General features: G+C 61.1%; 15 protein-coding genes. 9 read left to right on the plus strand and 6 right to left on the minus strand.

What is annotated here, in order from left to right; translation table 11 throughout:
- Positions 1-76: 76 nt before the first annotated feature.
- Positions 77-1,213, plus strand: a complete 1,137-nt coding sequence (locus BV106_RS33350) for a PepSY-associated TM helix domain-containing protein (protein ID WP_038172236.1) — start codon at positions 77-79, stop codon at positions 1,211-1,213.
- Between the two features lie 89 nt (positions 1,214-1,302).
- On the opposite strand, the gene BV106_RS33355 is transcribed toward BV106_RS33350, so the two are convergent.
- Positions 1,303-2,283 (minus strand): hypothetical protein, encoded by a 981-nt coding sequence (locus BV106_RS33355; RefSeq protein ID WP_265596346.1) that lies wholly within the window; start codon positions 2,281-2,283, stop codon positions 1,303-1,305.
- 256 nt (positions 2,284-2,539) lie between these two features.
- Between BV106_RS33355 and BV106_RS33360 the strand changes: the two genes are divergently transcribed.
- From BV106_RS33360 to BV106_RS33370, 3 genes are all read left to right on the plus strand, one after another.
- Positions 2,540-4,819 (plus strand): TonB-dependent siderophore receptor, encoded by a 2,280-nt coding sequence (locus tag BV106_RS33360; protein WP_038172240.1) that lies wholly within the window; start codon positions 2,540-2,542, stop codon positions 4,817-4,819.
- A 41-nt stretch (positions 4,820-4,860) separates the two neighbouring features.
- The gene (locus BV106_RS33365; protein ID WP_038172242.1) at positions 4,861-5,553 is read left to right on the plus strand and encodes a Fe2+-dependent dioxygenase; all 693 of its coding nucleotides are present in this window, start codon (positions 4,861-4,863) and stop codon (positions 5,551-5,553) included.
- 114 nt (positions 5,554-5,667) lie between these two features.
- Positions 5,668-6,807, plus strand: coding sequence for a PepSY-associated TM helix domain-containing protein (locus tag BV106_RS33370; protein WP_038172244.1), 1,140 nt, complete (start codon positions 5,668-5,670; stop codon positions 6,805-6,807).
- Between the two features lie 585 nt (positions 6,808-7,392).
- On the opposite strand, the gene BV106_RS33375 is transcribed toward BV106_RS33370, so the two are convergent.
- Positions 7,393-8,625 (minus strand): aspartate kinase, encoded by a 1,233-nt coding sequence (locus BV106_RS33375; RefSeq protein ID WP_038172245.1) that lies wholly within the window; start codon positions 8,623-8,625, stop codon positions 7,393-7,395.
- A 245-nt stretch (positions 8,626-8,870) separates the two neighbouring features.
- Between BV106_RS33375 and BV106_RS33380 the strand changes: the two genes are divergently transcribed.
- Positions 8,871-9,398 (plus strand): hypothetical protein, encoded by a 528-nt coding sequence (locus BV106_RS33380; RefSeq protein ID WP_038172247.1) that lies wholly within the window; start codon positions 8,871-8,873, stop codon positions 9,396-9,398.
- A gap of 84 nt (positions 9,399-9,482) precedes the next feature.
- Here the strand turns inward: BV106_RS33380 and BV106_RS33385 are convergent, their stop codons facing one another.
- On the minus strand, positions 9,483-10,052 hold the full coding sequence (locus BV106_RS33385; protein ID WP_038172249.1) for a c-type cytochrome domain-containing protein: 570 nt from the start codon (positions 10,050-10,052) through the stop codon (positions 9,483-9,485).
- Between the two features lie 216 nt (positions 10,053-10,268).
- Between BV106_RS33385 and BV106_RS33390 the strand changes: the two genes are divergently transcribed.
- The 4 genes from BV106_RS33390 (at position 10,269) to BV106_RS36680 (ending at position 17,551) form a co-directional block, all read left to right on the plus strand.
- Complete coding sequence (locus BV106_RS33390; RefSeq protein ID WP_038172251.1) at positions 10,269-12,044, plus strand: polyprenyl synthetase family protein; 1,776 nt, start codon at positions 10,269-10,271, stop codon at positions 12,042-12,044.
- Between the two features lie 60 nt (positions 12,045-12,104).
- Complete coding sequence (locus tag BV106_RS33395; RefSeq protein WP_038172253.1) at positions 12,105-13,514, plus strand: hypothetical protein; 1,410 nt, start codon at positions 12,105-12,107, stop codon at positions 13,512-13,514.
- A 90-nt stretch (positions 13,515-13,604) separates the two neighbouring features.
- Entirely contained in the window at positions 13,605-14,921 is a 1,317-nt protein-coding gene (locus BV106_RS33400) for a hypothetical protein (RefSeq protein WP_265596347.1), read from the plus strand.
- Entirely contained in the window at positions 14,918-17,551 is a 2,634-nt protein-coding gene (locus BV106_RS36680; protein WP_051946847.1) for a CapA family protein, read from the plus strand. Before BV106_RS33400 ends, BV106_RS36680 begins: the two co-directional genes overlap by 4 nt.
- 115 nt (positions 17,552-17,666) lie before the next feature.
- On the opposite strand, the gene BV106_RS33410 is transcribed toward BV106_RS36680, so the two are convergent.
- The 3 genes from BV106_RS33410 to BV106_RS33420 form a co-directional block, all read right to left on the minus strand.
- Positions 17,667-21,953: a PVC-type heme-binding CxxCH protein gene (locus BV106_RS33410; RefSeq protein WP_051946850.1), complete on the minus strand. Its 4,287-nt coding sequence runs from the start codon at positions 21,951-21,953 to the stop codon at positions 17,667-17,669.
- 206 nt (positions 21,954-22,159) lie between these two features.
- On the minus strand, positions 22,160-23,077 hold the full coding sequence (locus BV106_RS33415) for a hypothetical protein (RefSeq protein ID WP_038172257.1): 918 nt from the start codon (positions 23,075-23,077) through the stop codon (positions 22,160-22,162).
- Positions 23,078-23,099: 22 nt separating this feature from the next.
- Positions 23,100-24,173, minus strand: a complete 1,074-nt coding sequence (locus BV106_RS33420) for a sugar phosphate isomerase/epimerase (protein ID WP_038172259.1) — start codon at positions 24,171-24,173, stop codon at positions 23,100-23,102.
- Positions 24,174-24,371: the final 198 nt, after the last annotated feature.

A 24,371-nucleotide genomic window follows, 5' to 3' on the forward strand; every position in this document is an offset into this window, starting at 1 on the left:
CACCCTTCCCACTCCACGACACCGGCGCTCCCGCCTGCCTCCCGCAGCCCTGCAACCAGACGCCCCTTAGCATTTCATGAAGCGCTTCCTCTTCAACCTTCACTCCTGGATGGGCCTGATCGCCGCGCTGGGGCTCATCGTAATCGGCCTGACGGGCAGCATCCTCGTCTTCAATGAGGAGATCGACCGGAACATCTCACCTGCTGAGGTGATCGTAAGCCCGACTCCTGCAGGCAGGCTCTCTTATGACACGCTGCTGAGCGGTGTGCGCAAAGCCGTCCCCGGCTATGTGGTCACCGGCTGGTCCGTGGCAGACTCCCCCACCAAAGCGGATCAGTTCTACGTGGTAAAGGAGGGCACGAGTGAGTGGCGCTTCGTAAGGGTGGACCCATACACCGGCGAAGTCCGGGGTACCCCCACGGAGTCCAGTAAGACGCTGACGGGTTGGCTCCTGGAGCTGCACTACACGCTCTTCGCAGATCACGCGGGATTGATCATCGCTGGCTTGTTCGCCACGCTCCTGTTCTTTCTGGGTATTACCGGTGTCTGGTTGTACCGCGGTTTCTGGAAGACGCTCTTCCTGCTGCGTTGGGGTCGCAGCGCCCGCATCTTCTTCTCAGACACCCACAAGATGGTGGGCATCACCAGCGTGGTCTTCAATCTGATCCTTGGCTTCACTGGAGCGTGGTGGAACTTCAGCCACATCCTTCATCACATGATGGAAGAAGAGCACGTGGAAGAAGACCCTCCCATTCATCGCACATTCGAAGCTCCCGGCACCTCCATCACCGCTCTGATGGCGAAAGCAGAGGCCAAGGCCACCGGCTATGTCCCTGGTTACATCTCCCTGCCCACGACGGAGAAGGACGACCTCGTTTCCTACGGCAAACTGGAGTCCTACGGCCCCTTCCGCAGCAACTACGGGTGCGTCGCCACTTTTGATGCCAAGTCCGGAGAGCTCAAGGACTTCACAGACGTGAGCCAGTCCGGCGCCTGGGACCAGGTCTTGGACAGCTTCACCCCCTTGCACTACGGCACCTTTGGCGGCCTGCCAGTGAAGATCCTCTGGAGCCTCGGCGGCCTCGCCCCCGGCATCCTTTCCATCACCGGCTTCCTCATGTGGTACAAGCGCAAGTTCCCGAAGCGCCGGAAGCAAACCGCGAGTGAACCCGTGGGTGCCCGCGAAAAAGGCGAACTGGAACCTGCCAACTGATCCGCGGCTCTACGCCAACGAGTAGGTTCCTAAAGCCCGTGTCTGGTCTGCATGACCGGTCACGGGCTTCTCATTTCGCACTCCCCGCATCACTTCAGATAGCTCTGCCAGGCTTTGGCACTGGCTTCACCGGGGAACCAGCAGGCGATGCGCTTGTTTCCCTTGAAGTCCTTGTAGGGGGCGACCTCCTTCGTTCCCAGATCCCCCAACCAGCCGTCTTGATCTTTGATCTTGTTCAGGCTGGGTCCGCTCCCTGCTGCGCTCCGGGTGGGACGTTGCCCCAGCGCCGGACGTCCCGTTTCAGCTGCCGGAGTTGCTGCTCCCAGGCGAAGCGTGATGGCGTCATCCATAAACGGCCGGATGGCCTCTAGGGTTTTCCCGGCCTCATGCCCTTCGTTGGGATGGTCGCCGATCGCCCACACCGCCCCGCTCTTGCGAGCCTGCGTCCAGGAGTCCTGATTGCTCTTGCGCCAGTCTGGCTTCTCCTTGGCTCCGGTCGTCAGAAGCACCGGCACTTCCAAGGCATCCCGCACGTCAGACGGCCCACCCGCAGTGGCCTTCGTCACCGCCATCACCACCACTCGCTTGGAGTGCAATCCCGTGAAGACCCGGCTCAGATTCGCCCCCGCTGAGTGGCCCCAGAAGGCGAGTGGGCCGGTCACGATCTCTGGATGCTGAGCAACCTTCGCCGCCTCTGCCAGCGCCTTTTCCAGGAGTTCCACCGTGGCCGGCATCATCTGGTAGCCAGCCTCCTGGTCGTCGTCCTTCAAGTTGCAGGCCAGCAGGGCAAAGCCATTCTTGGTCGCCCAGGCCTGCCAGTTCGCGTCCCCCGCGAGGCCACGGCCATCCCCATTCTTGCCGGGAATCAGGAACAGCGTCCCTCGCAGCGTCTTGGCGTCGTCTGGGAACCAGACCCGAAACTGGGCCGCCTCCAGATCGAGGGATGTCTGCGGACCGAGGTCAATCTCCCCGCCCCCGGCCAGCAACTGGGGGCCGTTCATGGCCACCATGACGGCAGCCGAGATTGCCGCAATCCGGCAGGGCGAGAATATTTGCGCGAGTTTCATCATGGTATTTTGTCGACACCAAAGCAGAAATCCTCCCAATAACCAAGCCAAATCAAAAGAACACTAATTGACCAATTGAGGGCCAAAAAGATGACAAATTGGACAGAAACAGGATTGACTATCTGTTGCGACTGCGTCTTGATTGCGCCGCAATTGAGACCCAATCGCGCTTTCTCCCTCAAAGGCCGGCCGCAGTCTCCCTTGCCCTCTCACAACAACCCGTTCCGTCCGGCGTCAGCCGGCGGAGTTCCCGCACATAATGAAGCAACGCAACTCATCCAAGACCAAGCGTCACCGGATCGCCCGTGAAAGCGTGGCCGTGACGACTCTCCTCGCGACCGCCAGCTCCCTGACGGCCCAGACCGCAGCACCGGCTCCTGCTCCCGCCCCGACTGGCACCCAGCAGCTCCCAGAAGTCGTCGTTTCCGGCGCTCAGGTGCCTCTCTACAAGCCCCAGGCCGTGTCTTCTCCCAAGTACACGGGCCCGCTTCGCGACGTTCCCCAGACCATCACGGTCATCCCGCAGGAACTCATGAAGGAACAGGGTGCCACGTCTCTGCGCGACGTGCTCCGCAACGTTCCCGGCATCAGCATCCAGGCTGGTGAAGGCGGCGGCGGCCCTGCCGGTGACAACCTGTCCATCCGCGGCTTCAACGCCAAGACGGACCTCTTCATTGATGGCGTTCGCGACTTCGGTGGTTACTCCCGCGACCCCTTCAACATCGAGCAGGTGGAAGTGGTGAAAGGCCCCTCCTCCACCAACGCCGGCCGTGGATCCACGGGTGGCTCCATCAACCTCTCCACGAAGCAGGCCAAGCTGGACCCCTTCTACAGCGGTGAGTTCACCGGCGGCTCGGACAATCTGTTCCGCAGCACGATCGACATCAACCAGCCTCTCTGGGTGAACGAAGGCAACCCCGGCGTGCAAGGCACCGTGGGTGGCAAGGGCGCCAAGGCTGTGCAGCCTGTCGCTCCTACGCCAACCACCGGCTCCGCTCTCCGCATCAACGGCTTGTACCACACCCAGGACCTTCCTGGCCGTGACTACGTGGAAAATGAGCGCTGGGGCGCAGCCGCCTCCCTCGTCTTCGGTCTGGGCACGGACACCCGCCTGTCCCTGAACTACCTGTACCTCGAGCAGCACAACGTGCCCGACTACGGTATCCCCTGGATCCCTGACACCGTCACCGATCCCCGCCTCACGAAGTACCACAACAAGGCGGCCCCGGTCTCCTACAGCAACTTCTACGGCATCCTGGACCGTGACTACGAAGATATCGTGACCCACATCGCCACGGCGATCCTTGAGCACGACTTCTCCTCCGACCTCAAGCTGCGCAACGTGACCCGTGCTGGCCTCACCACGCGTGACTCCGTGACCACGGCCCCCCGCTTCGCTGGCACCGGTTCCACGCTGAACCGCCAGTTCCAGTCCCGCGACCAGGAAGACGGCATCCTCTCCAACCAGACGAACTTGATCGCCGAGTTCGACACCGGTTCCCTTCACCACACCCTCACCACCGGCGTGGAATTCGCCTGGGAGCAGTCGGAAAACAAAGCCCGTGTGGCGGACGCAGCTCCCCAGACGGACCTGTTCCACCCGAACGCTCTCGATCCCTACACCGGCAGCATCCACTACAACGGTGCCCGTCAGGAAGCTGACGTGTTTTCCGCTGCGGTTTACCTCTTCGACAAAGTCGAGCTGGGTGACCACTGGGAAATCAACGGCGGCGTGCGCTATGACTACATCGACACGGACTACACCTCCGTGGACGACCATGGTTCCAGCACCGACCTCAACCGCGAAGACAACCTCGTGAGCTGGAGAGCGGCCCTCGTGTACAAGCCCGTGGAAAACGGCAGCGTGTACTTCGCCTACGGCACCTCCTTCAACCCGGCCACGGAACTGCTCGTGAGCAGCTCCTCCGCCGCGATCATCAACCAGTTCAACACCGATCCGGAAGAGAACCGCAGCTATGAACTCGGCACCAAGTGGGACCTCTTCGACGAGAAGCTGTCCTTCACCGCCGCCCTGTTCCGCACGGAGAAATCCAACGCCCGCACCGCAGACCCGGCCGATCCGACCGCGTTTGAGCTGAGCGGCGAGCAGGTGGTTCAAGGCTTCGAAGTGGGCTTTGCCGGTACCATCACCGACAACTGGCGCATCTTCGCAGGTTACACCTACCTCGACAGCGAGATCGAAGAGTCCCTCAACCCGGAAGAAGTGGGCAAGCACGTGTCCAACACGCCTGAGCACTCCTTCAACCTGTGGACGGTGTACGACCTTCCCGCTGGCTTCCAGATCGGTGGCGGCGCCCAGTTCGTGGACTCCCGTTTCAACAACAACATCAACCAGCGCCTCGCCCCCAGCTACTGGGTCTTCGACGCGATGGTGGGTTACAAGGTCAACGAGAACGTCTCGCTCCGCGTGAACTTCTACAACCTGGCTGATGAAGAGTACATCGACCGCGTGGGCGGTGGCCACTTCGTCCCAGGCGCCGGCCGCTCCGTGGCCGTCTCCGCTGCGATCAAGTTCTAAGCTCGCATCCCTCCAGACATCTGTTTAAGTAGCCTTCCTCCATGCTGATCCGCATCCCTGACGTTCTCACCCCTGAACAGGTAAAACACGCCAGAGCGCTGCTGGACAAGGCGGAGTGGACTGATGGCCGGGCAACCACCGGCTATCAGTCCGCCAAAACAAAAAACAACATGCAGCTCCCTGAGGGACATCCTGTCGCCAAGGAGCTGGGCGGCATGATCCTGGAAGCCCTCGGCCGGAACTCCCTGTTCATGGCCGCGGCACTTCCCCTCCGGGTCCTGCCACCCATGTTCAACAGTTACGCGGGAGGCCAGGCATTTGGCACCCATGTGGACAATGCCATCCGGCAGATTCCCGGCACTGGCCAGCGCATCCGCACAGACATCTCCGCCACGCTGTTTTTCAGCGAACCCGAGGACTATGACGGCGGCGAACTCACCATTGAGGACACCTACGGTGTGCAACAGGTGAAGCTGCCCGCGGGGCACATGGTGCTCTACCCTTCCACAAGCCTTCACCACGTTACCCCGGTCACTCGCGGGGCGCGTGTCAGTTCGTTCTTCTGGATCCAAAGCATGATCCGTGATGACGGCCAGCGGTCCCTCCTGTTTGACCTCGATCTCTCCATCCAAAGGCTGGCGCGGGATCTGGCAGGAAACGCAGCCGCGGACAAGACTGCGGTCCAACTCACCGGCGTGTATCACAACCTTCTGCGGCAGTGGGCAGAAATGTGATGACGGCGTGAGCCTCCAGTTGGAACTTCTCTTCGTGACGGCACACCGAACAGGGTGCCGTCACTTCCTTTTTGACCCTGCTTCATTTGCCCGTTAGAAAAAACGTCTTCTTCCATGACCGCCGTCGTTCGACTCCTTCGCAAAACCATTTTCTGGCTGCACCTCATCGCGGGCTGCGCAGCGGGCGTGGTCATCCTGCTCATGTCCCTCACGGGTGCCACGCTGATGTATGAGCGCCAGATCCTGGAATGGGTGGACGGTTACCAAGTCACACCAGCCGCCAACGCCAGTCGTCTGCCGCTGGAAGAGCTGGCGGCAAAGGCCACCGCGGCCAATCCCAAACAAGCGCTGACCGCCCTGACGGTGGAGTCCGATGCGAACGCCGCCGTGATGCTTGCTTTTGGTCGCGAAGCCACCCAGTACGCCAACCCCTTCACGGGAGAACTCCTGGGTGAGGGCGCGGCGAAGGCACGGAACTTCTTCCACTTCGTCACCGAACTGCATCGCTGGCTCGCCCTGGAGGGTGAGTCTCGCGACACCGGCAAGGCTATCACCGGTGCAGCGTGCCTCGTCTTTCTGTTTCTCGTGATCAGCGGACTCTACCTGTGGTTCCCCCGCCGATTCACCTGGCATTTCATCAAGCGCATCGTTGCCTTTGACCGTCGCCTTACGGGCCGCGCCCGGGATTGGAACTGGCACAACGTCTTTGGCTTCTGGGCTTGCCTTCCCCTCCTGTTCATCATCCTCACGGGCCTCATCATGGCCTATCCGTGGGCGAACAACCTCCTCTTCACCCTCACCGGCAACCCACCCCCTCCGCCCCGTGCCCAGCAAGCCCGTCCCCAAGGTGGCAAGCCCGAGCCCGTGGCATTGAGCGGTCTTAACCAGGCCTGGGACACTGCCGTGGCCAAGGTGCCCACCTGGCAGAGCATCACCGTCCGCCTTCCCGCGAATGCCAAGGCTCCCGCCATGATCTTCATCAGCGAAAGTCATCAGGGCCGCCCCGACTTGAAATCCCAGCTCAACGTCAACCTCGCCAACGGCGAGATCGTCACCTGGGAAACCTTCTCGACTTACAACCTCGGCAAGCAACTGCGCTTCTGGGCCCGCTGGGTGCACACCGGTGAGGCTGGTGGCATCATCGGCCAGACCCTCGCCGGCCTCGCCGCGCTCTCTGCCGCCGTGCTGGTATGGACAGGCTTCTCCATGTCCTGGCAGCGCTTCCGGCGGCGGAAGGGGGCGGTGGCGAAGTAGGAGGGAGAGGCGGCTCGTGGCCTCGCCTAGCGGTGAGGGTGCGAGCCTTGGGCAGGCGAGCGTGCTCAGGACTCCAAACGCAGCATACCGGGAAATCAACGCTTCCTCACGTCGACACCTACGACCGATGTTGCACGCCCTCACGCAGAAGGAGAGATCAAAGAGGCCAACGTGTCCGCAGGCAAGCTGACAATAGCTCACGCCTCCATTCGCCCCCCCACCGGTCTTTGATTCCCAACAGCCCAGCACCAGTGTAGCTGACGACGTGAGGAGACACTAACTGAAGCGTCTGCAGCGTCTCCTTCGCGGTGGAAAAGCAAGCCTTGGGCAGCCGAACGTGCTCAGCACCACAGACGCCACATACGGGGAAATCAGTGTCTCCTTACGTCGTCAACTACGGCCGGTGTTGCGCACATTCTGGCAGAAGGCTGGGTCAAAGGAGCCAACGTGTCCGCAGGCACCCTGACGATAACTTACACATCCACACTCACAAACACCCGCCTCACCTCCCACAACAAAAAGGCCGGGCTTCATCAAGCCCGGCCAAAAAATAATCTCAGTCCTTATCGGCCAGATCTCCCCCGATCAGGCCGTCGGCGCTGCGCCATCAAGGCCGAAGGCCTCGTGCACCACCTTGGCGGCTTTTTCGATCTCACGCTCCTCGACGGTCACGGCCGTCTTGATTTCGCTGGTGGAGATCATCTGGATGTTGATGCCAGCATTGGCCAGGGCACCGAACATCTTGCTGGCGACGCCGCTGTGGCTGCGCATGCCGATGCCGACAATGCTGAGCTTGGCCACACCCGTCTGGGAGCGAAGCTCCACTTTGTCACCCAGCTCAGCCAGGACGGCCTGCAGGGCGGACTCAGCCTTGGGCAAATCAGCGGCGCTCAGCGTGAAGCTAATGTCCGTCTCATTGTCCCAGCTCACGTTCTGCACGATCATGTCGATCACGACGCCAGCCTTGTGGATGGCACCGAAGATCTTGGCGGCCACCCCTGGACGGTCCGGCACGTCATCAATCGTGATCTTCGCCTGGTTGCGCTCAAGGCTCACACCACGGACGACGACGGATTCCATGCCAAGTTCTTCTTCTTTCACAAGGGTGCCAGGGTTGTTGTTCATGCTGTTGCGCACCTCAAAGCGTACGCCAAATTTCTTTGCAAACTCGACGGAGCGGCTCTGCATCACCTTGCTGCCGCTGCTGGCCATCTCCAGCATTTCGTCATAACTGATCACATCGATCTTCTGTGCGGTGGGCACCACACGGGGATCGCAGGTGTAAACGCCATCCACATCCGTGTAGATCTGGCAGAGGTCGGCCTTCACCGCAGCGGCCATGGCGATCGCCGTGAGATCCGAACCGCCACGCCCCAGCGTGGTGATGAGCCCATCGCGGGTCTGGCCTTGGAAACCTGCCAGGATGACGATGTTGCCCTCATCGAGCATCTCGTGCACTTCGGTGGGCGTGATGTTGGCGATGCGGGCCTTCGTGTGCACGCCATCGGTCTGGATGCCAGCTTGGGCCCCCGTCAGGGACACCGCCTTGCCGCCCTGGGCATTGATCGCCATCGCGGTGAGTGCGATCGTCTGCTGCTCGCCTGTGGAGAGGAGCACATCCATCTCGCGTTCGGTCGGGCTCTCGGAAACGTCTTTGGCCAGCTTCAGCAGACCGTCCGTCACACCGGACATCGCGGAAACCACCGCGATCACTTGATGTCCGGCCTTCTGCGTCTCAAGGACACGACGTGCCACATTGCGAATGCGCTCGGGAGTGCCCACCGAGGTGCCACCATATTTCTGAACGATCAATGCCATGTGCTTAGCGTGCGTGCGGAACGTAAAATCCAGCGAAAAGAGCGCGGATTCTGGCACAGACCCCGCCGGGTGCAAGTGAAGCTTTACAGGGAAGGCATCTCCAGCTCGCCCCAGATTGCCCGTCAGCCAGTGGTGGGAGGAGCGACCTCGAGCACCCACCGTCCCCCTCGATTAGTTCACATCACTGAACTATTTTATTGTATTTATGGAAAACAGGGTTATTATCGCACCGTCTCCCCACGGTCATGGCCCCCTCTTCTGCTCTCTCCATCTCCGGCCTTCGCCACGTCACCTCATGGTGGCCGATCGCGCTGCTTATGGTCTTCCTCCCCTCCGCGTTCCAGTCCACTTGGGCGCGGGAGTATCTGGAGTACAACGGGCGGGTCGCCTATGCCCCTGCCTCCGTCCCGCAGGCGGTGCATCACGCCGTAGCGGCTGCCAACGCCCTCCAGCGCAAACCCTATCGTTACGGGGGTGGTCACCGCGTGCTGCATGATCGGGGCTACGACTGCTCCGGCACGGTCTCATATGTGCTCTACCACGCCGGATTGCTTCGGGGCCCCCTGGCCTCCAACCAATTTAGAAACTACGGGGCCCCGGGCCCAGGCCGCTACATCACGCTGTTTGTAAAAGACGGCCACGTCTTCATGTCCGTCTGCGGTCTGCGTCTGGACACCAGTGACTTTGGGGCCGGACGAGGCGACGGCCCGCGCTGGCGTCCCACTGCCCGCTCCTTCAAGGGCTATCAACTGCGGCATCCGCCAGGTCTGTAGTCCCCCAGCCTGCCCAAAAAGAAAAACGGCCCGCCAGTTCGTGGCGAGCCGTGGGAAAAAACAGAGAACAGACCTGGCTTATTTCTACTTCACCCCAGCCTTGGCTTGCGCCTGGCTCTCTGGGGACAGCTTGCTCAGCGGGTAGTTGTAAACCTGGCCATTGGCCATGCGGAGCACAACGCTCTCGCCTTCCAGCTTCAGCATCGCTGCCTGAATGATCCGGCCTTCGGTGTTGGTCCAGTTTTGGATTGGCGCTGGAGCCGGCATGGCGGCTGCCGTTGAGGCCGCGGCAGGCTTTTTGCTGCCGTCGAGCGAAGCCCCCTCTTCAATCCACTGCTTGATTTTGGCGATGCTCGCCTCCGGAAGATTCTTCTTGGGAGGCATGTGAGCGTCGTCATCCAGTTCCACCACCAGCGTGGTGTAGAGGTGGCTCTCCTTCAAATTACCGGGCTCAATGGTGCGGCCGGGTCCAATGTCCTTGGCAAAACGCTCCAGGTTGTCGAAGACGAATCCGCCCTTTTCCTTGCCCGACTCCTCCGAGTGGCACTTGTAGCATTCGGCTTTCAAAATGGGCTGGATGTCACGCTTGAAGTCCACCGCATGGGCAGCAGCGGCGGGGAGAGCAACGAGGACGGCAGGCAGAAGAAATTTCATGGACGGAAGCAAGAACGCAGGTCCGATTGCCCCCCTTAGCAAAAAATGGGTAAAGTTGGACAATTCAGGACCGATACAGCCAATGGCTCATTTGCCCGCATTTGCCATGACTTTCTGCAAGACAAGCTCATGTCAAAACGGTTAAGACAAGGCGGTGCTTCGGTTCGTAAACGTAACTGCCGCTTCATCTCTCCTTTTCTGCCTGACTCCCCCGCTATGTCCACGGTCGCCGTCCGCTCCGCCCAGCTCCCGCCCGCAGTGCCCATCACGGTACGGCGCTTCCGCCAGCCAAAGAAGAACATCCCGCAGACGAAGGTTGAGCGGGATCACATCCTGGGCACGATCCGCAAGTACCTCGAGACCGCCAAGCTCGTCCCACCGGCACCGCTGGATGAGATGCGCTACCACGCGGAGAAGATCGTGGCGGACAACAACTTCAACCCCATCTATCGGGACTACATCGGGGTGCTCCTGAGCAATGAGCTCTGGCGCGAAACGCTGGCGACCATTCCCTACGAAAAGCGCCTCCTCCTCATGCCCAAGTGCCTGCGCGTGGAGAGCAAGTGCCCGGCCCCGTTTGATGAATTTGGCCTGCTCTGCAAGCAGTGCGGCCTCTGCACCATCCAGGACTTCCAAAATGAGGCGGAGAAGCTCGGCTACGCCGTCCTCGTGGCTGAAGGGTCCGCCATCGTCATGAGCCTCATCCAGACCGGCAAGATCGAGGCCATCGTGGGCATCTCCTGCCTCCCCGTGCTGGAGCGCACCTTCCCCTACGTGGAAGCCGCCGCCATCCCGGCCGTAGCCGTGCCGCTGCTCCAGGACGACTGCATCGACACCACCGTGGACATCGACTGGGTGTGGGACTACATCCACCTCACCAGCGAGGACAAGACCCGCCGTCTGAACCTCAACAAGCTGCATGAGGATGTGCGCGAGTGGTTCACCCGCGACAGCCTTGATGCGCTCCTTGGCAAGCCGCACGATCGGACCGAGGAAATCGCCCGCGAGTGGCTCGCCCGCGCCGGCAACCGCTGGCGTCCCTTCCTCACGGTGGCCTCCTATCAGGCCCTGCGTGAAGATCCAGAAGGCCCGCTCAGCGACTCACTGAAGAAGGCCGCCATCGCCGTGGAATGCTTCCATAAGGCTTCCCTCGTGCATGACGACATCGAGGACAACGATGCTCAACGCTACGGGGAAGCCACCCTGCATGCCGAGCACGGCATGCCAGTGGCCCTGAACGTGGGTGACCTTCTCATTGGTGAAGGCTACCGCCTGCTGGCCGACTCCGATGTGCGCGCCGACTTCCGCACGGAGATGCTCAAGATCGCCGCGGTGGGACAGCGTGAACTCTGCCGTGGCCAGGGAGCCGAGCTCCTCTGGAACAACCATCCTGTGGCCCTCAGCAGCGCCCAGGTCCTGGAGATCTTCCGCAGCAAGACCGCCCCCGCCTTTGAAGTGGCCCTCAAGATCGGCGCTGCCCTCAGCGGCCGTCTCGATGAAGTGGAAGAGGCCCTCCACGAGTACAGCGAGGCTCTCGGCATCGCCTACCAGATTCATGACGACCTCGACGACCTGGGCGACGACTCCGCCACGGACAACACCGTGGCCATCCGCCCCAGCATCGTGCTGGCCCTCATCCGCGAGCGCGGCAAGGGAGAGATCAAGGACACCATGGAGAAGCTCTGGAATGGCGAGCTGAAGGAATCTCCTGACAAGGCCACCATTCGCGCCTGGGCAGAGTCCAGCACCGCGCATGAAAAGGCGATGCTCCTGCTGGAGAGCTACAAGGAACAGGCCGTGCGCAGCCTTCAAGGCGTGGACAACGCCAACCTCAAGGGTCTCCTCCGTCGTGTCATCGGCAAGATCTTCAATGACCTGGAGATCAAAGGCTGGTGCCGCGAGTTCGAGGTGAAGAACGCCACCGCCGAGGCCAAGGAGGCTGGTGCGGTTGCGACACCTGCTCCTGAACCCGCTGCTGCTCCCGCCGCCTGACGCCACGGTCGTCAGCCTTTTCTCTTTGCCATATCAGCCGCTGCCCTTACGTGTAGTGCCATGCACACGCGTAAGTGGCTTCGTCTCGTCTTGAGCGCAGGTCTGGTGGCCCTGCAATTTGCGACTCCTGTCCTCGGCAATGGGGGCGGCTACGTCAAAGGTCTGGCCTCCAGCGGGGCCTTCAAGCCGCTGAACATTGAGCAGGTCCAGATGTTGTCAGAGAAGCTCGATATCGATCTCCACATCGAGCACGCTGAGATCCGCATCGAGTACGTCCTGCACAATCCCGGTCCCAAGGTCACGGTGGAGGCGGGTTTTCCCTCAGCCGTCGCGGTGGATCCCTATGGCGAGGTGGATGCGGAGCCCATGACGATGAAGCAGCTCGCGACCAAGCTGCCCTTGGAGGCGTTTGAACTGAAAGCCGACGGTAAGTCGGTGAAGACCACCATCAAGTCCGATGACCTGAAGCTCGACTCGGTGGAGTCCCTTCCATCCGATGGTGAGGATGGCGGCATCAAGGTCAAAGCCTGGCACATCTTCAAGCTGGACTTCGCCCAGGGGCAGACCCGCAAGGTCACTGTGAAGTACCGCAATCCGTACTTCGGCAGCTACATGTATGTGTCTGACGACAGCCGCATCAGCCCCCTGACCTTGACGTATCTCTTCTCCAGCGCCGGCGCATGGAATGGCCCCATCAAACAAGGCAGCGTGACGGTGAAAGCTGTGACGGCCAATCCTAATCTGATCCAGTTCAGCCATCCCAAGCGATTCGAGAGGGACGGCAATACCTGGCGGTGGCTCTTCACAGACTTCGAGCCCACCCTGGAGGACGATCTCGTCATCACCACGCGTCCCTTGTGCTTCGGGCAATCCGTTTACAACCAGAACCCCAATGGCGAGGTCGAGGACTACAGCCGCACCGAGTATGTGGGATGGGGTGCCGTCAAGAACTACGAGGGCAAGATGGGCGGCAAGTGGGAGCTGCATCGCTACGACTACAAGGCCACCGCGTCTTCCACCCTCGCTCCCGGCAGCGGGCTCCGCTATGATCCCCAGCTTCTCGCGGAAGATGACTCTGACAGCGGAAGCTCGGCGTGGGTCGAAGGTGCCAAGGGCGATGGCATTGGCGAATCCGTGACGCTCACGCTGGCGCAACCCGCCAAGCTCAGCCGCATCGGGATTGCCAACGGCTACACCAAGTCGGAGGACATCTACCTCAAGAACAACCGCGTGGCCCGGCTGGATGTGAGCATCAATGGCGGGAAGAGCTTTCCGGTGGAAGTCCCTGATGAACGTCTCACCTCGGAGCTCTTCTACTTTGACCTGCCTGCCCCCGAGGAGTCTGTAGTTTCCGTGAAACTCACCATCGCTGCCGTTTACAAGGGCACGAAGTACAGCGACACCGCCCTCTCGGAAGTGGTGCTGGTGTCCCCGTTGGAGAAAGAGCCAAAGATCCGGGCTTCGCGGTGACAAACGTGCATCCCCCTTCAAACAATGGGAATCTTGCCCCGCACGTGCCGTTTGTGGAGTGCACTATTGTTCGGCGCTTTCAGCCTCATAGTGACATCGGCTCATGGCAATGGCGGAGGTTACTCGCAAGGGTTGCAATCCACAGGTGCCTTCAAGCCCTTTGGCATCGAGCAGGTGGAGATGCTTTCCGAGCATCTCGAGATCGATCTGCACATCGAGCATGCGGAAATCCGCATCGAATACGTCCTGCACAATCCGGGACCAAAGGTGACTGTCGAAGCGGGATTCCCCTCTGCCGTGAATGATCTGAGGTGGGGAGTCAATTCTCTTGTGAAGACTCCTTTTGAATCACTGGTGAAGCTGGAGAACTTCCATCTCGCAGCCGATGGCACGCCTCTGGAAGTCTCTACCGTTGCTGACAACCTCAAGCTGGGCGGCAAAACGCCTGGGGGACCTTCGGAAAACCGGACCACTATCAAAGCGTGGCATGTCTTCAAACTGGACTTCAAAAAGGGTCAGACACGACGGCTGATCGTTAGATACCGCAACCCCTATGCGGCGTTTGTCACAGCGATCTCGAGTGGGTGGAGCCGGAGCGCCACCACCTTGTCCTATGTGTTCTCAAGCGCCGCTTCCTGGGCCGGACCTATCACTCAAGGCACGGTGATCATCAATCCCGTCTCATTGGATGCCGGACAAGTCGAGTTCAGCCATCCCAACCGATTTACAAAAGATGGCGACCGCTGGATCTGGAGATTCTCTGACTTGGAGCCGACACTCGAAGATGACCTGATGGTCATCACTTCTCCTGCTTGCACCGTCCCCGATGACGTGCTGTTCATGGATCCCAGCGAGCAAGAAAAAGTGTCAACCGCTTACTATGTGTGCAGGGGAGACAGCCCACGCTACGGCGGCGGTCGCTGGGAAATTCATTCAAAGGATTACCAAATCGATGCCACATCCACCCTCCCTCCCGATGGTTCGCTTAGTTTTGCTGCTGAAGCACTCAGGGACTTCTCTCGCAAAACCTGCTGGGTCGAAGGTGCTCCTGGCCCTGGTATCGGAGAAGCAGTGACCCTTACCCTGCCCAAACCGGGCAAGGTGGCCAGAGTCGGGCTGGTCAATGGCTACGCCAAAGACCAGCAGCTCTATGAGGCTAACAATCGGATCAAACGACTCGATGTGAGCGTGAATGGCGGCAAGCCCTTCTCCGTTGCAGTGCCTGACGAGCGCCTCACCACTGAGCACCATTACTTTGACCTGCCGCAGCCAAACAGCGCCGTCAAGACGATCAAGCTCACCATTGCCGAAGTGTACAAGGGCACCCAGTTCGACGACACCTGCCTGACCGACATCGTTTTGGTCACCCCTCTCTCCAAGGCCCCCAAGCACTCGCCAATAAGGTGACCAAGATCATTCCATCGGTTCTGCGCCAACCCTGTCGCCTCTTTCTAGCTTGTGCGGCCCTGACGTGCGACAACCTCCTCCACGCCGCAGCCCCGCCCCTCCCTGTCTGGATCGAGGAATCCCATGCAGGCAGCTTCTATTTCCTCGCCCAGACGCTTCCGCTGAACGAACCGCACACCCTGGTGCTGTTCGACGCCCACAGCGATGCCTCGGCCATCGCCAAATCCGACCGGATCCGTGAGGCCATTCGCAAGGTGCCCTCTGTGGAAGACAGAGCCGCCCGGCTGCAACGCTGGCGGGAGCAGGGCGCCATCCAGTGCTTCAACTGGATCGAGCCGCTGATGCCCGCCCCGATTTCGGAAGTGATCTGGGTTTCGGCACGCCGTCTGCCCACGGAGGAACGCGCGAGGCTGGAACAAGATGCCCGGGAGTATCTGGATGCGCATGAAGAAGGTCTGCCCCGCGATGCTGGGCCCCTTGCCCCCAAGTTCCGGGCCCTGGACTTCGAGCAATGGAAGGCAGCATCCGCCGCCTGGCCCATCGAGCGCCCCTTCGTCGCCAGCATCGACCTTGATTACTTCGCAACGCTGCCAGATGACAAGCTCGCGCCCGAGGTTCACGAGGTCGTGGCATCGGTGCTCGACAAACGCGGCCTCAAGGCCCTCTGCTGGGCTCTGTCCACCCCCTGGCTCAAGTCCCCCGATCAGGCGGACAAGCTGCTGTGCGCGGCTCTGGACGAGAGCTGGCGCATCTCCAATGCCGAGGTGCGCTGGGAACCCTTCGCCATCACCGGTCCGGATCGCTCCATGATGGCGAGGCTCAGGGAGCGGAAGGGAGAACAGATTCCGTCGTTCGACCTCAGCAAAGCCTCGCTGGCGCTGCGCACCAAGGCTCTGCAACGGTGGCGACCAGCTCACACAGAATACGAGCGGCCACGGCTGGAAGGAATGCAGAGCGACTGGAGAGCAGACTCGTTTCTGCCTGACATTTCCATGCACGATCGCCCCCGGGAGCCAGACGGCAGCTACCGGCTTGAGGCCGGCCAGCCAGCCGTTGTCACCATGAACCCCGCCCCCACCGGCGCCCGGGTGCGCTGGTGGGCCCTGCAGGCGGAAAAGTCCGTGTACCGCGTCACTGATGTGGACTTTGGTTTTGCCAGCAGGGCCCCCCGCTGGATTCAGCAACAGCCCCGATTGATCGCTGAGGGCACCGTTCTGGGAGAGTTGGATGTCGCCGCGTTGAGGCCCTTCCAGGATCCGCACCATTACTGCGGCACCGTCCCGATCTATGCGGAGGTTATCCGCGATGGTGAATCGCGATTCAGCAACGTCCTGACTCTGCGCGTGAAAGCAGCCGGCTCCAGCGGTCTCCGCGCCGCCTGGAGTGAGCAGTTTGCCCTGCCTTACATCTTTGGCTCGACCTGGATTCAAGATGGCCTGCGCTCAGGCCCCGAGACCGGCTGGGGCGCAGATTGCGCCAACTTCTTGATCGCCGGATTTCGCGCGCAAGGCTGGCGTCTGCCCTGGGGCAGCCCGAGAGACCTCCGGCAATTCCTTGAACCCTGGCAAGGGCCCGCGGAGAGCGACAAGGGCTGCGTGATCGACTTTGGTGCCCATGCCGCTGCACTGTGGCAGGATCTCCCTCCTCTTGGCGAGCTCAACGACGCCGACCTGGTGGTGCACCAGCTTGAGGGAACCGCGGCCGTACTCCCCTTGGGCGAGTTGAAGCAGGGCCGCCCTGTTCCGAAGATCCTGCAGCTGCGCCAATCCAAAAAGACACTCACGACCGTTTTTGGAGGGGATGTGATGCTAGGCCGCCGAGTAGCAGAGACTCTGCATCGAGGAAACAATCCCATGGCCTCCTTGAACGCCGCACTGAGCACCGCCGACCTCGCCGTGATCAATCTTGAGTGCGCCTTGCTGCCCCAAGGCGCCAGCCCAGATGCCAAAGCCCTGCTCTCTGCGCCGGCCCATGCGGCCAAGTTGCTCAAGGAGCTTGGCGTGGACGCCGTGACCCTGGCCAATAATCACTCCATGGACCGCGGCCCAACTGGGCTCCAGACAACAGTTTCCCTCCTGGATGAAACCGGGCTGAAACACTGCGGCGCGGGAACGTCGAGCGAAGCCTCCCTGCAACCGCTCATCCTGGAAGCCCAAGGACGGAAGATGGCTCTCTTCTCCGTGTATGATGATGAGGAGGCCACGCCTTCACGCAATGAAGGACTCATGATTGCCACCACCGCATCTTCCGATGCCCTCGTGAAAGCCATCGCGGCAACACGGGCAAAGGCGGATCTGATTGTCATCATGCCCCACTGGGGCCGGGAACACTCTCAAACCCCAACCGTTGAGCAGCGAGCCCTTGCCGCAACCTGGCTGAATGCAGGGGCGCACCTGGTTGTCGGCACGGGCCCGCACGTTGTCCAACCTCTGGAACATCTGTGGGGCGGAAGCGTCGCCTGGTCCTTGGGCAATTTGGTGTTCGATGGCCCCGGCCCCACGCGCGAATGGAGCCGCGGGGCGATGTTGGAAGTGACGTGGGATGCCGAGACGTTGCGGATGATCCGGGCAAGGTTGCGGCCCGTTCAGATAGCGAACGATGGGACGGCGGGGCTTGTGGAGAAGCGGTAACGGTGTTGAGGACGCACTCGATATTGCCGCCCTGACCGCCTGAAGGCGGTGAAGCTCGTATTCAAAGAACACGCAAGCGACGGAACTCCTCAACGCACTCTTCTCTCCTCCACCCTCACGGCTTGCTCGTCAGGAACTTCAGCAACTCAATCGCCTTCCGCTCAGGCAACACTTCCAGTAAACCCGGCGGCATCAGAGACTGGGGCATCTTGTCGTGCTTGGCGACGTCCTGCTTCGCCACCACCACCGCTTCCGTCACGGTGCGCAGGGTGAGGGCTGTGTCTGATTCTTGCTCGACGACCCCTGAGATGACCACTCCGTCTTTCTTGGTGACCAGATGCAACTGGAAGTTGTCTCCCACCACGGCATTGGGATCCACGATGTTTTCAAGGAAATAATCCACCCCGTTGCGCCAGGAACCACCGAGATCCGGGCCCAGCTTGCCACCCGACCCATCCATGGCATGGCAGACGGCGCACAGTTGGGTGAAAGTCTCTTTCCCTGCGCCGGCGTTGTACGCCCAGAGGGGTGCGGCGGCATAAGCCTTCTTCAAGCGTTCCATGGCCGACTTTGCCGCTTCTGAGGACTCATTCACCTTGCCCCAAGACTGGTCGAGCAACTGGTCCACCGAGGCATCCCGCAGGCTGCGCATCTGACGCACTTGCAAAGCGGTGAGATACTCGCGCTTGAACTGCCCCGCCTTCACCGCCTGGAGTAGAGGCAGAGCCAGCTGTACCCGGCTCGTCAGCACGCCCAGTGCTGCGCTGCGGTCCACTGCATCGAACTTCTCAAAGCGCTCCAACAAGGCGCGGGAAGTAGCAGGATCCGCGGAACGTGACAGCAGAGGGATGGACAGGGAACGAAAGGCCTCCGCATCCAACAACCCGGCAAAGATGGGTGTGGCCAGGGGGTCATTGCTGCGCTTCAACACATCGAACGCCATTTTACGCTGCGGTGGCGATTGCGCACCATCTGCCAGAATCTCGCGCATCTTGGCGAGCACGGCCTTGTCGCCGAACAGCGCCGACAGTTGATCCGTGGCCCCGTTTGCGGGCACCCCTTTCTTTTGCAAGTCGGGCCAACCCTTGGGCATGACCACCGAGGCTTCGTCCTTGAGGGCAAAGGCAAGAATGCGGAGGTTCTTTGAAACCACCTCGTCAGACTGTCCCTGCATCCACGCCACCAGAGCTTCACGCCCGGACGGCGTGCGCGCGGCCGACCAGCGGATCGAATTCGCCAGGCTGCTCAGCGGTGTGGTGGCGGCCAGGGAAAGCGCCCGCTCCCAATCCTGCCCCACCACTGGTGCCAGCCCGAACCAGATCATCTTTGGCAGAAAGCGATCCTGCTGATCCTCCCCATGCGCCGAAAGAACCTGCCCCACTGCCCAAATCTGAGAAGGGCTCAGCTTTGGCAGGGCGGACGCGATGGCGAGGCGCACAGTGGCAGAGGCATCTTCTCGCGCCAGCTTGAGCAGTTGCTCTTCACTCAACCGGGAGCTGCCTGCTGACTCCGTCGCCAACTGCACCGCCCAGGCTCTGATCACATCGCTAGGCTGCTGGGTCAGGGATTGCAGAAGCACATCATCGAGTGCTCCGATGACGTGCAACGTCCAGACGGCGCGCAGCACCTGAGGCACGGAAGGCGACGTCAGCTGGGCACGCAGGGCGTTCACGGCCTCCGGCTGGATCGGGCGCTTCACCGCCCGGGCCTGGAGCAAGCCTCTCGCCGTGCGCGAGTACCAGTCGTTCTTGTGCAGGTGTCTCTCAGCGAGCTCAAGGTCCGTCTCGCGCCCCAGATCGACCTTCACCGCCTTGTAGGTCTTTTCCCAAGCCATCCGATACACCCGACCATTGCTCCGGTCCCACTTCTCCTCTGCCGGATTGTGGCATTCCTGGGTGTCGCTCCAGTCGATCATGTACACCGCTCCATCCGGCCCCGTCTGGAGATCCACGCCCATGTAGGTGGGATCTGGAGCGAAGACCATGTCGAAGCCGCCGTGCCTGGTTTCATACCCTGAACCCTCCCGCTCGTTCACCTGATGATTCATCTGGTGGCCGTGCAGGTTGTGGGTGAAGAGGTGATTACGATAGTCGTCAGGCCAGTTGTCTCCCAGATAGATCATCGTGCCCACATGGCTGTGTCCACCGTAGATGGCCGTGCTGCCGGGCTTGCCCGCGCCTCCTTCGCCGCTGTCATACTTGGCCGAGGCGGGAAGGTAGTTCTTCAGATCTGGAGCAAAATCGAGTCCGGCATTGGAGATGAACGATGCGTACCCGGAGTTTGCCTGATTCCAGAAGTGTCCGTTCCGGATGACGTGGGTGGTACCTCCCCCACCCCAGAAACTGCGGCAGTGCGTCATGAAAAGGTGACCGTGTTCATTGAAGTCCAGCCCCCACTGGTTGCTGCCTCCGTGAGCGAATACCTCGAACTCATGTCTCTGGGGATGAAAGCGCCAGACACCGGCCCGAAGCTCCACCCGTGCGTTTTCCGGTGTCCCGGGCTTGCCGACCAGAGAACGGGTAAACACCCCCTGATTGCCGTAGAGCCAGCCGTCCGGTCCCCAGGTGAAACTGTTGAGCGTTTCATGTGTGTCCTGATAGCCCCAACCATCCAGCAGCACTTGAGGTTTTCCCGGGCGGTCCGCAGCATCCCGGGGGATGAAGATCAATTCCGGTGCGGCCCCCACCCAGATCCCGTCGGGGCTCACTTCCAGCCCGCTCACGAGATTTAGCCCCTCCAGAAACACTGTGCGTTTCCTAAAACTCCCACTCCCTGCCGCATCCTCCAGAATGACAATACGATCCTTCCCCTGCCCTTCCGGTTGCCGGGCGGGATAGCTATAGGCCTCCGCCACCCAGAGTCGGCCACGCTCATCCCAGGCAAAGGCAATGGGCTGCCGAACGTCGGGTTCGGAAGCGACCAGATCCACTTTAAAACCCGGCGTGACCATCATGCCTCCCACCACCGTTTTTGCACTGGCGGAGCCATACGCCTCTTCCGAGGTCTTGGGATTGGGAACCAGATGCCGCAGCACGGGGCTTTCCTTCTGTCGTGTCGCAAGCCCACCCTGGCCCCCTTTCTGGGTCGGGGGTTGGATCACTGCCGGTTCTTTGTCATGAAAGACAAAGTCATCAAAGTTCAGGTGGCACCAACCTTCCGTGCCCTCATCCACGAGCCGGATGAAGATCTCCTGTGCCGCCAATCGCCGGAGGTCAAGGACCTCGCGGCGCATGTTCTCCAACGCCTGTCCGCTGGCTTGGTGGAAGATCTTGCCAGTCGCCGCCTCCACGACTTCCACCCTCACCTTGTTCACCGCGCGCCCCGCACCCACCAGGAAGCTGGCCCAGGGCTGAGTCACCTTGAAGGAGGCAGAAGTGAGTGTCCCGGTGCCCTTGTCGCCCACCTTCTCGTAGCCTCCCATCCAGTACTGGCCCGCGTGATGGCTCTCTCCACGCCCCCGGAGCTTCACGGCATCGCCTTTCACAGGCTGCCCCTCCCAAGCCGTCCCCACCGGAGTCCAGTCCTGCAAGGTGCCCGTTTCAAACCCCAGTTTCAATGCATGCCCGTCCGCCGCCAGCACCGGAATCATCTTGGTTCCTGGAGCCAACAATGCGTTTGCCGGAGCGCCTGCAGCTGGGGCCGGCTGGGGCTTCGGCGCCACAGGTTTCAACTTCGCCCGTTGTCCCGGCACGCCCCCCAGCTTTTCCCAGGTGATGACGTCAGGAGAGGCGGGCAGTTCCTCGATATAGATTTCCCTGGCCTCGACCACCGCGTTCCCGCCGCTGTGGAGCTGAATGGCGATGATCCCTTCCCCGGCAATGTCAGCGTCCGGTTCAGTGTAGTCCACGCCCTGCACGCCGTTGATCCAGGTCTGGATCCGGGGCCCGTCGGCCTTGATGACGTAGTCGTTCCAATCCCACAACTTCACGGCCGACCGCATCGTCCCCATGTCTGCCTTGATGAGGAGGCGATTGCGCCGCCCCTCGTCATAGATGCCGCCGTACCACTCCGGCTCGCCGTAGTCGCACTGGTAGCCGCAGACCTCGTGGCCCTCAGGATTGCGGCGCGTGCGGATTTGCACTCCGGAGTTGATGAATCCCGTCTTGGGATCGCCCGTGAGTTTGATCTTGAGGTGCAGGACAAAGTTGGCGTAGGACCGCTTGGTGGCCACGAAGTCGTTGTAGGGCACCTTGTCCACCCCATCTCCTCCCGTGAGGGAGCCGTCCTTCACCGTCCACCGGACGGGGGCCAATGCCTCCCAACCCTCGAGGGATTTGCCGTCGAAAAGTGAGCGGGCCTTTTCGGAACGCACGGGTACCGGCTCCGCAGCAGACGCCATCATGGCCGACCAGATGACTAGGCCGAGGATCAAGAACAGGTGGGCAGACCATTTCCGTTTCATAAGTCAGAGGAAGGAAGCGTCGGAAAATACGGCCCCTCACCCTGGGTCTCTGCGGACATGTTTTATGCGAAATCGGACACAAACACTCCTACAGAACCCTGACCGCCTAAAGGCGGAACTCCAACCCTCTCCGCTCTCTCTTCATTTTCCTCGAACCTCCACTGACACACCGATCTACTGAATAACTGTTTTACTGAATCACCGACCTACCGCCCCGCCGCCGCCTTCACCGCCCGGGCGAGATCCACGTTCGCGTTCAGCAGTTCCTGGGGCACTTTGTCCAGCGCGTACGTTTCCTGGCCGCCGATGCGGTTGATGATGACGTTGTTGCCGCTGATGGAGAACGAGAAGGTCGTGGGGCGGTTAGCATCGTTCACGGCCGCCGCCGCCATGGAGCCTGCGGAGGCCCCCAGTTCATCCGCCTTGAACCCCAGCAGAGGGGCCATACGGGGATTTGTCTTGGCCAGCGCCTTGCGCTGGGCGTCAGGGAGTTTCTTCAGTTCGTCCAGTTGCACCGTGGAGAAGCCACCGTCATGCATGAGCTTGATCTCCTGATCCTTCACAGCAGACATCCGCACGTTCTTGTAGATCTTGCCCGCGATTTCCAGCAGCGGCACGTAGTCCGCTTTGGCACTCGCATGCTGGCGCTGGTACTCCTGCAGCGGCATCCATCGGCCAGCAATGACGACGTTTCCCTGGCGGTGTTTCTCCAGGGCGGAGGCAATCTGTCCGATGAGCGGCTGCATGAGAGCCGTGGCTTTGGGATACCGTTTTGCGGTGTCCTGGGCTTCTGCTCCGATCTTTTCCAGCCCCTGCCAGTCTTCGTCACTCACCAGGGTCAGTTGACCGTAGCTTGGGTACGGCACCATTCTTCGCAGAATCGGCGGCTGGAGTTGTTTAGACGAACCATCTGCAAATGTGAAGGTGCTGGTCATGCCGAACGTCTCCACGGAGACATACTCATGCGCCGTGGCAAACTCGTCCCCACCGCTGGCGGAGCTGCCAATGACCACGATGCCCCCTTTGGCCGGGATGGGAGCGGCGGAGAGATTCAGCGACCCAAAACTCAAAACGACCGCCGCCAGGGCGGCACCAATGGAGCGACAGCAGCGACGGATCTTCATGGGGTGTAGTTAGATTTGACGGCTACTTGCCTCCGCCGTTCACACCTGCTCCATAGGAGCGAAGTGCGGCCACGCTGCGCTCGAACTCGCCCTTCTGATACGCGATGTCGGCATCCTTGTTGGGCGCTTTGAAAGGAGGGATTGCCTTGCCTTTCTTGGACAGGGCCTCGAAGGCAGCGAGATCCTCCGCCGGCATCTTCTCATACCCAAGTTCCTTCAGGAACTCCGGTTTCTTGAAGGGCAGCGGCTTGGCGAAGCCGGAGATGGTCTCGATGTTAAGCGGCACTCCCGGGCAGAGCTCGGCAAATCGCTTGGTGTACGCCTTGAAGTCCACGATGCCTTCACCGATGGCGGTCCACTGCACGGTCGCGCCGTTCTCGCTCTCCCAGATCATGGAATCGCGCACGCTGGAGCAGTTCACATAGGGCCCGAGCACCTCCAGGTGCCGCAGCGGGTCTTCCATCACCCAGGTGGCGTTGCCGGGGTCAATGTTGGCCCCCACCCAGTCTTTGCCGGCGGCTTCAATGAGCGCCTTCAGTTCGTGGGATTGCATGTCACCCGCATGGTTTTCGATCGAAATGCGGATTCCGGCATCATGAGCCTGGCTCTTGCAGGCCTGAAACACCTTCAGCAGGGATTCGATATGCCGCTGGATGCCGCCATCGCCCTTGCGATCGTCGTTGCTGCCCAGGTAACAGCGCGCCACGGGTGACCCAAGCGCCTTGGCCACGCGAATGCAGAGGGCCAGATGCTCCTCGGCCGTGCCAAGCGTGTCCTTAAACCGTGCGGAGGTGGGGCAGACACTGGAGGTCCCCACGTACAGGGCTAGTCCGGCGCGGTCCGCCTGCTCCTTCAGCCCCTTCAGGTAGGCGTCCTCAAAGCTCTCAAACGGAAGCAGTTCAGACAGGAACAGGGTATCCACCTTCTGCGACCCGGCATACTCGATGAACTGGGGGGCCTTCCATCCGGTGGAACGCACCGCGAAGTGATCCAGGCCGATCCGCACCTTGAGCGGCCCACCTTGAGCGAAGGTGGAAACGGCTGGTAGAGCAGCAGCAGCGGCAGCGGAGGTCTGGAGAAAGCGGCGGCGATTCATGGCCGCACATCTCACCGGAACTGTCGCATTTTGGCAACTGAATTCCACCCGCTTCGCGGGAGACAGAAGACTGAAAGACTCAAGACAAAAGACTTGAGGGGACGTTCGCGGCAGGCGGTGCGCCTGCCCCACAGCGGCTAGAACCGATCAAATCGGACCAGCGCGGCGAGGAAGTTGGATGCCGGAGGCATCACAGCC

Source organism: Verrucomicrobium sp. BvORR106, assembly GCF_000739655.1.
Lineage (GTDB): Bacteria > Verrucomicrobiota > Verrucomicrobiia > Verrucomicrobiales > Verrucomicrobiaceae > Verrucomicrobium.

Coding starts and splice junctions, on each gene's coding strand:
- BV106_RS33350 (WP_038172236.1), top strand. CDS start 77: ATGAAGCGCTTCCTCTTCAACCTTCACTCCTGGATGGGCCTGATCGCC.
- BV106_RS33355 (WP_265596346.1), bottom strand. CDS start 2,283: ATGATGAAACTCGCGCAAATATTCTCGCCCTGCCGGATTGCGGCAATC.
- BV106_RS33360 (WP_038172240.1), top strand. CDS start 2,540: ATGAAGCAACGCAACTCATCCAAGACCAAGCGTCACCGGATCGCCCGT.
- BV106_RS33365 (WP_038172242.1), top strand. CDS start 4,861: ATGCTGATCCGCATCCCTGACGTTCTCACCCCTGAACAGGTAAAACAC.
- BV106_RS33370 (WP_038172244.1), top strand. CDS start 5,668: ATGACCGCCGTCGTTCGACTCCTTCGCAAAACCATTTTCTGGCTGCAC.
- BV106_RS33375 (WP_038172245.1), bottom strand. CDS start 8,625: ATGGCATTGATCGTTCAGAAATATGGTGGCACCTCGGTGGGCACTCCC.
- BV106_RS33380 (WP_038172247.1), top strand. CDS start 8,871: ATGGCCCCCTCTTCTGCTCTCTCCATCTCCGGCCTTCGCCACGTCACC.
- BV106_RS33385 (WP_038172249.1), bottom strand. CDS start 10,052: ATGAAATTTCTTCTGCCTGCCGTCCTCGTTGCTCTCCCCGCCGCTGCT.
- BV106_RS33390 (WP_038172251.1), top strand. CDS start 10,269: ATGTCCACGGTCGCCGTCCGCTCCGCCCAGCTCCCGCCCGCAGTGCCC.
- BV106_RS33395 (WP_038172253.1), top strand. CDS start 12,105: ATGCACACGCGTAAGTGGCTTCGTCTCGTCTTGAGCGCAGGTCTGGTG.
- BV106_RS33410 (WP_051946850.1), bottom strand. CDS start 21,953: ATGAAACGGAAATGGTCTGCCCACCTGTTCTTGATCCTCGGCCTAGTC.
- BV106_RS33415 (WP_038172257.1), bottom strand. CDS start 23,077: ATGAAGATCCGTCGCTGCTGTCGCTCCATTGGTGCCGCCCTGGCGGCG.
- BV106_RS33420 (WP_038172259.1), bottom strand. CDS start 24,173: ATGAATCGCCGCCGCTTTCTCCAGACCTCCGCTGCCGCTGCTGCTGCT.